This window comes from Methanohalobium sp. (assembly GCF_046546175.1).
Classification (GTDB): domain Archaea; phylum Halobacteriota; class Methanosarcinia; order Methanosarcinales; family Methanosarcinaceae; genus Methanohalobium.
In genome coordinates this window covers 22453-31330 of the sequence record NZ_JBKGYF010000013.1, presented here as the reverse complement: position 1 = coordinate 31330, position 8878 = coordinate 22453, and the positions used below count along the sequence as shown (strand labels likewise).

Genomic DNA, 8878 nt, shown 5'->3' with positions numbered 1-8878 from the left:
TTCCAGATTTATGCCGTTTAGTTTATCCTGTCCCGGATAGTAGTGTTTTACCATTGTATCACTCCGTTACGCTTTTTAGCTATAGACAGCAGGCCTCAGCCTACAATATGGAATAGACCTGTAACAAATCCAATTCCATGACAGAGGTTGTATGACATAGGATGCACTGGCACCATAAACTTTTCTAAAATAAATATAGATCAATCTGTTCGCACCCTTTAGTTTAAAAATATCCAGATTAACAGGTGCAAACTTTTTATCCATGCCAGTCATCCATGATGCCTGGTTAGTAATTTGGGCTTTTTGACTACAAATATCTTTTACTACAGGGAGCTTTATAACTTTTATTAAGTTTTTACCATATAATGTTAATTTATTGGTTAGACCTTTTAATTCGAACCCTATCTAGGACGGGTTTAGTCTGGATATATTCCATATAGTATATTTTGCTCCCATAATGCAAGATTCTACAACATTCGAATAGTCCTCAATTGATGTATTGTTGCCCGTTATACAACCTCCGTGGTTTTGAATAGTCATTGGTGAGCTACATTTTGTATAATAACAAAACGTATGTATATATCACCTTCTATTCATCTACGTAGGATTGATTTTTATTACAAAAATATAAATTTATCGGATTACTTCCAGAATAAATAATTATAATTTATACAATAGTTCACTATAAATCCTGATAAGGTACATTATTATCTATCAAAACAGCATATACCAAGTGTATAATAAAATGAAAACCAATATATTTATATACAAGATTCAAAAAAGATATTTAAATATACAAATATAAATAATAATATAGGATACTTTTATATATCACCTCTATTACCGACAAGTATAAATTTGAAATAACTAAAACCACTATAAATCATATTATTCTTTAATTTCGACATCTTCATATTTAATTGCATTCACAGGGCAAATACCCACGCAACGCCTGCAACTTGTTCCAAGGCACCTTTGAGCATTGTAACTTGCTATTAATTCCCCGTCTCTTTCAATAATGGTAATAGCATCTTCTGGGCATTCTTCTTCACACTTATGACAAAATATGCAACCATCAGTTATTTCCTCCAGTCTAATACCCACATTACCTATTGTTTCAATACCTTCCCTACCTACATCTGTTATATCTTTTTCCATACGCTTCTCTTTGATTGGATTTTTAACCATTTCAGGTAATTTTGGTAAATTATAAAATCCAAGCATTTCATTGTAGGTTTCTATTGGCATTCCATGAGCCCAGTAGGATAATTCAAAGAGATAAAAATTTTTGAAGGTTTCGCTTGTTGCCATCATCAAATGATCTGCTTTAAGTGTATGTGCAAATTTAGTAATTTCATCAAGTTTATTATCATCGAAAACGAGGTCTCTTGCAAGTGATATAGAGGTGTTGCCAAATTGTACGATCTTTTTACCAAAATTTGGACATGTACCCAGCTTCCTTGCTTTTTCAGGGTCTACATAGGTACCCGAAGCACCTGACATATAAATATTTTCCAGTTCTTCATATTTTAAACCTGATTCAACGAGCAAAGTAAGATGAGCTGCCCTTATAGCACCAATCGCCTTTCCTGCCTCTTCTATATCTTTATCTGTTAATTTTATGTTATCACCAAGTATCAGTTCGCCATTGGGTAATTGAGGCAGTTTTTTGATTAGACCGCTGTCAAGAGCCGTTGACAACACTGATATCATCCCAGTCCCTGTTATTCCTAAAGCCTTTACATCTGACTCTTCGATTACTTCACCAGTAACAGGATCTACGAGGTCTCCATTCCTCTCAGACATACGGTCATCAAGTACTGTAAGTCTCCAGTAATTCCCTTCGAGGTTTACATCAGATATTGCACCAGGACTTGCAAGCATACCGCAACCTATTCCCTGTCCTTCTATCGCAGGACCTGCTGCCGCACCTCCTGTAACGATTTTGTCACCCACCTTAAGAGCCATTTCTGCGTTGGTACCATAATCAGTTACAATAGAGGGGACTGTCTGGTCCAGAAATTCAGTTTTCACCATCATCGCAAGCGCATCAGCCCCTATTTCATGTTTAATTGCTGGTGGGACAATGATATTACAATTGGGCATGTCCAGTATATCTTTAAAAATATCTTTTGTAGGAACCACTCTGGAATCTCTTTTTACATCCTCCACTCCCAATCTTGCTTGTTTATTTTTTCCAGCATATGCAAGGTCCCTAATTTCCATATCCTGGAAAAGAGACAACTGAATGGGATTACCACATATAGCCAGTTTCTTAATTTTAGAAAGGTCAACATTAAACGCATTAATAATTTTTTTTACTGCATTAAGTATTATACGATTTGCAATATCTTCCCCAAGCTCAATGGCAAAATCAAGGTGGTCTATAACATTACCACCTGGCAATGGATGACCCATTGTTATTACAGTTTTAATGGTTTCTTCATTTTCAAGGTCTATAAGCTGTGCCCTAAAACCACTCGTCCCAAGATCCAATGCGATTCCATACATAATCCATATCTCCAATTGATATAATTATATTTGATATTCATTTGATTTGATTTGATTTATTTCATTATTATATGAAAAATAACATTTCATATAATATATAATTAATGTATGGTTTTTAGATTACCACACAAAACCATTTCATATCACATTTTACTGGCGGTTCGAAGACAAATTATTTAATATTAAAACCGAGTAAGAACGTGCCCATCCCAATATCACATTCAGCTTTCATTCTGTTTTTAAGATATTCATCTGTTGGTGGTGATGGTGAACCCATAACTACATCCTTAATTTCAGGTACTTTATTCACTGTAGGACAATCCTTAGGAGGCATAACTACTACTAACGGTTTAGAAGAGCCCGTTAAAGATGATATCGAGGATTTGTCATAGATAACAATATTTCCTATAACGAGTGCATCACCGGTTTCCTCATATTCCTTCAATTTTTCAGTATCATCCATATCTTCTCCTATTTTTTCGCCTTCCTTCATAAGTATTACCTGGGGGCTGCAGGGCCATTCAAATTCCTTGGTTGTAGTAAACACCATTGCAACCTCACGGTCAATTACTTCTTTTACACCCTGATTGTCGCCTCTGCCGAGTCCCATCAGAGTCATTTCCTCAGCTTTTTTTTCCTGCTCCCTGATATTTTCAATATCTTCATCATTAAGGGTAAACACATCACATACACCCTGCATCTCTATAATTTTATTTTTTACCTTTTCAATTATTTCTTCTTTCTCCATGGCTAATTCCTCTATTACATTATATAGAATAAAACTTGCAATTATTATATAGATTAAATTAACTGTTTTGCTTACTTAATAATATCGATAAATGGTTCCAGCATAAATCTACCTTATTTGGCTCAAAAGATTTATTTAAAAATAATTAGAACCATTCTAACAGGATAAAATGACAGAATTAACTGTACACTCAAATGTCTGTGACTACATTCACAGAGTACACGGAAAAGAAAAAGGTAAGAATGTTACAATCAATATAGAAAGCTCCTGTGAAAAAGTGAAAAACCTTTCAGGAATTGAAGTTCCAAAAATGGAAACCTTCGATATTAGAGATAATTATGTGATGAAAAAAGCTCAAGAAGCAGGGTGTTGTGCCACTTGTATTGTCCCATCCGGTGTTATCCACGCCTGTAGGATAGAATCTGGATTCATGGCCAAATCACTGGTGAAAGATGCACGCAATATTTGTATAGCATTTGACGAGGATGAAAAATAATATCAGGATACCATTTTTATTATTCCTATACGGGGTTCATAGCATTTACCATTTGACAGCATTGACCCTACTACATCTTCCACGGTTTTTTCGGAAACCCCGCGTTCCTGTGCAAGGTCTATTAATGCTCCATAATCCACACCTTTACCCTCATCCAGTTCCCTCATAATTTCCACCAAAAATTCTTCGATATCTGGTTCATTTTCTGATGATTCAGAGGTGCCCACTTCAACCAATTCCAGACAATTTCTTACTGCTGTCTTTAATTCTTCTATATAATTCTCATCAGTCTGATAATATCCAAGAGATAGGGTTATTCCATCTGCAAGTTCAGGTGATACATCATTTTGCACCAGATAATCATATAGGTCTGACCCTTTTAACCCGGTTGAAAATGCCATTAAATAAGTATCAATCCTGTCCAGTGTTAATTCCGCAGTATCAACCAGCCATTGGTCACGGATACTGGATTCTACCAAATTAATTTCTTCAGGCCTAACAGATACATAAACACTACCATTCTCTGGTATATATGCCCTGGCTTTACCCACAATTGCCACATAAGCAGGCACTTCCAGCGTTGATAAAAAAATAGATGCCTCCGGCTGATATTGACCTGCATATACTACAAAAGCTCCTGTTGGATCAACAATACGAGCCCTCCAGATACTATTATCAGCTCCTAGGTTATCAACTTCGGTAACCACACCGACTACAAAAAGCCTGTTTATTTTTGTTCCTATCGGAGTAATTATAAAGTTTGGAGTATAAACACTATTGTTATCAATATCCTGACTTCCTGGATTTATATTAAGTGTTGAATCGTTGAACTCTTTTGCAAAAATCCTTTGAGCCACTTCACGCTCAACCATCAGCTTCACACCCCTTTTGCCAATAATTGCCTGTATCCAGTCGCCTTAAAAGATTGTGTACACGGTCATCCAGTGAATTATCAGGAACCCAGACAGACTTGGCAACTAATGAAGGACCGAAATCTGTATGGGATGAATTTCCACAAACCCCCAGATATTTACCTATTAGCCTGCGGCGCATGTCTTCATATACTGCATCCTGAGACAATGTATTCTGGATTATATCTTCAGCCTCATACATACTGATGCCATATACTATCTCTGAAAGTTCCCTGTTAAGAATCACAGTTATTGCGCCTGTCCCGTCATCTATTATTGCTTTAATACGCATATCATGATAGCCTTCCACAGTACCATGAGCTCGGCATTTATTTTTGAAGATTACGCGATTACAGATCGGACAACGGGTAATTAGACCAGAACCTGACCTTAAAGAGATTATATTGCCTTCTATAGATACTTCAAACAAACCATCTTTATTCAGAACTTTTTCAATAGTTAATGGTTTAGATGTACCTGAAACAGTTTCATAAGTAAACGGATAATTTTCTGTTGATTCTATAATATCTACGGATGTGGATTCATTGATATTTACAGAAGGGACTCCTTTAAATATTTGTACAAAAGCACCTTCAAACTGGACGACCTTTCCTATATCTACACCTTCAAGCGAAGTCCACGACGTGAAAGGAAGTTTTGCTGTCTCATCAGCAATCACACCTTCAATTACAGTGGTTTTTCTATTTTTGAGATTTACCTCCCTATGATACAATTCTACAACTACTGCTACCGAACTGAGATACAGGTCAGACAGGTTTACATCAAATAGTTTTTTTGTGTTTTGGCGGATTAATTCCTCAACCGATGGGAATGAATCATCTGATAGGTAGACTATTTCTGAACGGTTGCCAACATTAAGCTGGATGCGATTTTGCCAGGTACGTGTATAGACATTTTTTAGCATTACAGGGTCACCTGTATTCAATGATGTCTTTTTCCACAAAGTAAAATGACATGCTCCAGTGGTATCGGCAATAGTTCCGGATGATATAGGTACTTTTTTACCTTCTACGTTGACAGTTTTTTCCCGGATATCAACAATACGGCCAGATACTTCCAGACCCTTTGAATTAACTTTTAAATCTTTGATATTTTTTGGATATAATGCATTGAATTTAAATTTCCTGAGAATTGTACGTTTTGCCTCTTCAATGGGTACCCGGTAATTCAACATTTTTTCAAGTTCATCTTTTAATTTATTTTCATCTACATTTTCAAGCGCCTTTGTTAATTCTTCTACATGAGGCGCCAAATAACTATCCATAACAATCCACCTTTGCTGAATAAGAATGATTTCAATTTACAAACTACAAGAATATTTCAAACCCATATTTAAAGCTCTAACCCTAAAGGTTTAGATGGTTTTGATTTTCTTTAAAATCTATATAATATAAAGGTAATAAAAAACTATATATATCTATTCCTTAATTTTAGAGATGAGAGATATTTAACAACAAATTAAAGGTTAATTGGAGGTGAAATCTTTGACTATTCTCCCACTTGCTCCTGTAGAACGTGTCATAAGAAATGCAGGGGCGGAAAGAGTCAGCGAATCCGCTGCAAACGCCCTTACTGAAATATTAGAAGAATATGGGCTGGAAATTTCTAAAGAAGCAGTTAAATTGGCAGAACATGCCGGCAGAAAAACTGTAAAAGAAGAAGATATAAAGTTAGCAAGAGAAATGTTGTAAATACAGCATTTCTATTTTTTTTATCCTTGTAGCAGGAAATCTACCTGCAACAGCTGGGTGATGAGAGAGTCTAATGAATATATATGTTATTATAAAATTACTGACGTTTAAAAACTTATAAATATTTTTCGTCTCAAGTAGTATATCATGTATCAGACTTTACCGATACGTATCATACCCACATCACAACAGGCATAATTATTGTGGATAGGATGATTACTCAATCATTACCAAAATGATACGGGTACTCGCAGGAAGCTCCGTCTGAAAAGACGGAGTAGTTCACGCTTCAGCTGATTCTAATTTTTTAACTGAAAGTACACCTACTGGACAATGTTTGGTACATGTTCCACATACTATGCATGTTTCCTCATTAATTAATGCTTTACCGTTAACAATCCTGATAGCAAGATTTACATCATCCGGGTCGAATTCATCCTTTTTTTCAAGTTTAGCATTTATAGGACACACTGCAAAACAAATACCACAACCGATACAGTAGCTTTCTTCTTTTTCCAGTACTTTATCTTTCTTTTTTTCTTTTGCCATGTAATTACCTCAATTATTATGATATATAGTATTGTTGTTTCTTTTTATATACATTACCAAATATGAACGTTTCGAATTGTTTAGTCAACAATTCCTGCAACACCTATACCTGAAAGAACCAGTGTTGTCACAATCACTCCAGATATCAAAACTCCCGAAAATATTGCCATTAATGCATGTCTGAATTTTATACCAAAAACAAACGCTGCCACACAACCAGTCCAAGCTCCCGTAACAGGTAAAGGTATAGCCACAAATAACACCAGTGCAAGTGTACCGTACTTTTCAAATTTTTCCGAATGGCGTCGATGTGTCCTTGCAAATAACCATGTAAAAAAGTAATCCCATGACTTAAATCTTCGCAAATAGGCTGATACTGGGCTTAGGAAAAGTAATATAGGTATTACTGGAAACATATTCCCAAGTACACCTAAGCAATAAGCAAGTACCGGGTCCATATTGTATATCACCAGTGCAACCGGAATTGAACCCCTAAGCTCCGAAAATGGAAGAGCACTTAAAAGGAAGGTTGAAAGCCATGACGGCATTACATCGAACAATTGAACAAATAATTTTTCAAGTGGCATATTATTCTAATTGGGATAATGTAAAGTGGGCGAGTAATGCTTCTAATTGTATACGTTCAGTGGCACCTTCGGTGAGTCTGAAATCAGTTTCACCTATTTTGTCAATAAGTTCCACCATCAATTTTTCAGAAACATCCAGATTAAATATAGCCCGATATATCTGACCTACTATATCTTCACCCGACAATCCCTGTTCTGACATAAGTTTTTCCATCGTCTCACGAGCCGCTTTAAAATTGCCATCCAGTGCTTTTTGTACCAATGCTTCTATTTCCTCTGGATTTGCGGTCGCAGTTATCTTATAGATGGTATCCTTATCGATAACCTCATCTATGAGAGCTGATGCCTGTAGTGCATTTATTGCTTTTCTCATATCACCCTGGGATACATATTTGATTGCTTCAATCCCATCTTCTGATATCTCCAACCCTTCCTGTTCTGCTATATACCGAACCCGTATTTCTACCGCCTCATGCGACAGTGAACGAAAACGGTAGACTGCACATCTGGATTGTATGGGCTCTATTATTTTTGAAGAATAATTACACGATAGTATAAAACGGCAATTGTTTGTATAACGTTCCATAGTTCTCCTGAGTGCTGATTGAGCATCAGGTGTTAGAGCATCGGCTTCATCCAGAAAAATTATTTTAAAATCTGCACCGCCTATAGGAGATGTTTTTGAAAAATCTTTGATCTTTGTTCGCACAACATCTATCCCACGCTCATCAGAAGCGTTCAATTCTGTAAAATTCTGGCGCCATACATCTCCGAATAATTCTTTGGCTATAGCTACAGCAGCAGCGGTTTTCCCAACACCTGGTGGCCCTGAGAACAATAGATGTGGAAGATTTTTTGTGCTGATATAAGATTTTAACCGTTTTATTGCTTCACCCTGGCCTACTATGTCATCAAGCTTGAATGGTCTATATTTTTCTATCCAGATTTCTTCTTTAATCACAAACCCTCCACCATTTAAATAAAGTAAACATGCCAGACATAAAATTTAATTCGATTTCACTTGTAAATGTAATTGTACGCGATATTTCCTACAAAGGGCAGTCTGAATTTAGAACCACGGTAGGCTTGAAATGCCAGTATCAGCATAATTAAAAGCACCCCGAATCCGACGAACTCTGCCAGTAACCAGCCAACAAAAGGCACCCATGCTACCAAAAATATGAACAATGTGAGTGGGAGAAATGTTAGAAATGATTGAAGTGCGTGAAACTGTACGAATTTATTGTTGTTCTCAATAAGCAAAAAAAGAACTCCTGTTAACCAGAAACCTAGATAACATAAAAGTCCTACAATGTTTTCATTTAGTTTTATAGCAGTCCTGTATGTCATTATTATCCGTCCTC

Annotated in this window: 10 protein-coding genes; 2 read left to right on the top strand and 8 right to left on the bottom strand. The window is 36.2% G+C overall.

Annotated features, from left to right (window positions below):
- Positions 1 to 888 precede the first annotated feature (888 nt).
- Together ACLFMM_RS02835 and ACLFMM_RS02830 are read right to left on the bottom strand one after the other, a co-directional pair.
- Positions 889 to 2511: a methylamine methyltransferase corrinoid protein reductive activase gene (locus tag ACLFMM_RS02835; protein ID WP_410807201.1), complete on the bottom strand. Its 1623-nt coding sequence runs from the start codon at positions 2509 to 2511 to the stop codon at positions 889 to 891.
- 172 nt (positions 2512 to 2683) lie between these two features.
- Positions 2684 to 3259 (bottom strand): hypothetical protein, encoded by a 576-nt coding sequence (locus tag ACLFMM_RS02830; protein ID WP_410807200.1) that lies wholly within the window; start codon positions 3257 to 3259, stop codon positions 2684 to 2686.
- 169 nt (positions 3260 to 3428) lie between these two features.
- Here ACLFMM_RS02830 and ACLFMM_RS02825 point away from each other — a divergent pair, with 169 nt between their 5' ends.
- Positions 3429 to 3755: a DUF6951 family protein gene (locus ACLFMM_RS02825; RefSeq protein WP_410807199.1), complete on the top strand. Its 327-nt coding sequence runs from the start codon at positions 3429 to 3431 to the stop codon at positions 3753 to 3755.
- A gap of 2 nt (positions 3756 to 3757) precedes the next feature.
- On the opposite strand, the gene ACLFMM_RS02820 is transcribed toward ACLFMM_RS02825, so the two are convergent.
- Positions 3758 to 4627: an RPA family protein gene (locus tag ACLFMM_RS02820; RefSeq protein WP_410807198.1), complete on the bottom strand. Its 870-nt coding sequence runs from the start codon at positions 4625 to 4627 to the stop codon at positions 3758 to 3760.
- Positions 4620 to 5951, bottom strand: coding sequence for a Single-stranded DNA binding protein (locus ACLFMM_RS02815; protein ID WP_410807197.1), 1332 nt, complete (start codon positions 5949 to 5951; stop codon positions 4620 to 4622). The genes ACLFMM_RS02820 and ACLFMM_RS02815 overlap by 8 nt, the downstream gene beginning before the upstream one ends.
- A 220-nt stretch (positions 5952 to 6171) precedes the next feature.
- Here ACLFMM_RS02815 and ACLFMM_RS02810 point away from each other — a divergent pair, with 220 nt between their 5' ends.
- A complete protein-coding gene (locus ACLFMM_RS02810) occupies positions 6172 to 6378 on the top strand; it encodes a histone family protein (protein WP_410807196.1) in 207 nt (68 codons plus the stop codon).
- Between the two features lie 282 nt (positions 6379 to 6660).
- On the opposite strand, the gene ACLFMM_RS02805 is transcribed toward ACLFMM_RS02810, so the two are convergent.
- From ACLFMM_RS02805 to ACLFMM_RS02790, 4 genes are all read right to left on the bottom strand, one after another.
- Positions 6661 to 6927 carry a 4Fe-4S dicluster domain-containing protein gene (locus ACLFMM_RS02805; RefSeq protein ID WP_410807195.1) on the bottom strand — a complete coding sequence of 89 codons (267 nt, stop codon included), beginning with the start codon at positions 6925 to 6927 and terminating at the stop codon, positions 6661 to 6663.
- Positions 6928 to 7007: 80 nt separating this feature from the next.
- Positions 7008 to 7514: a COG2426 family protein gene (locus tag ACLFMM_RS02800; RefSeq protein ID WP_410807194.1), complete on the bottom strand. Its 507-nt coding sequence runs from the start codon at positions 7512 to 7514 to the stop codon at positions 7008 to 7010.
- Position 7515: 1 nt separating this feature from the next.
- Positions 7516 to 8472, bottom strand: a complete 957-nt coding sequence (locus ACLFMM_RS02795) for a replication factor C small subunit (RefSeq protein ID WP_410807203.1) — start codon at positions 8470 to 8472, stop codon at positions 7516 to 7518.
- A gap of 59 nt (positions 8473 to 8531) precedes the next feature.
- Entirely contained in the window at positions 8532 to 8864 is a 333-nt protein-coding gene (locus tag ACLFMM_RS02790) for a DUF4870 domain-containing protein (RefSeq protein WP_410807193.1), read from the bottom strand.
- Positions 8865 to 8878 lie beyond the last annotated feature (14 nt).

Bases quoted from the DNA above. Each gene is read 5' to 3' on its own strand.
- ACLFMM_RS02805 (WP_410807195.1), bottom strand. From the start codon at position 6,927: ATGGCAAAAGAAAAAAAGAAAGATAAAGTACTGGAAAAAGAAGAAAGC.
- ACLFMM_RS02790 (WP_410807193.1), bottom strand. From the start codon at position 8,864: ATGACATACAGGACTGCTATAAAACTAAATGAAAACATTGTAGGACTT.
- ACLFMM_RS02800 (WP_410807194.1), bottom strand. From the start codon at position 7,514: ATGCCACTTGAAAAATTATTTGTTCAATTGTTCGATGTAATGCCGTCA.
- ACLFMM_RS02835 (WP_410807201.1), bottom strand. From the start codon at position 2,511: ATGTATGGAATCGCATTGGATCTTGGGACGAGTGGTTTTAGGGCACAG.
- ACLFMM_RS02830 (WP_410807200.1), bottom strand. From the start codon at position 3,259: ATGGAGAAAGAAGAAATAATTGAAAAGGTAAAAAATAAAATTATAGAG.
- ACLFMM_RS02815 (WP_410807197.1), bottom strand. From the start codon at position 5,951: ATGGATAGTTATTTGGCGCCTCATGTAGAAGAATTAACAAAGGCGCTT.
- ACLFMM_RS02825 (WP_410807199.1), top strand. From the start codon at position 3,429: ATGACAGAATTAACTGTACACTCAAATGTCTGTGACTACATTCACAGA.
- ACLFMM_RS02820 (WP_410807198.1), bottom strand. From the start codon at position 4,627: ATGGTTGAGCGTGAAGTGGCTCAAAGGATTTTTGCAAAAGAGTTCAAC.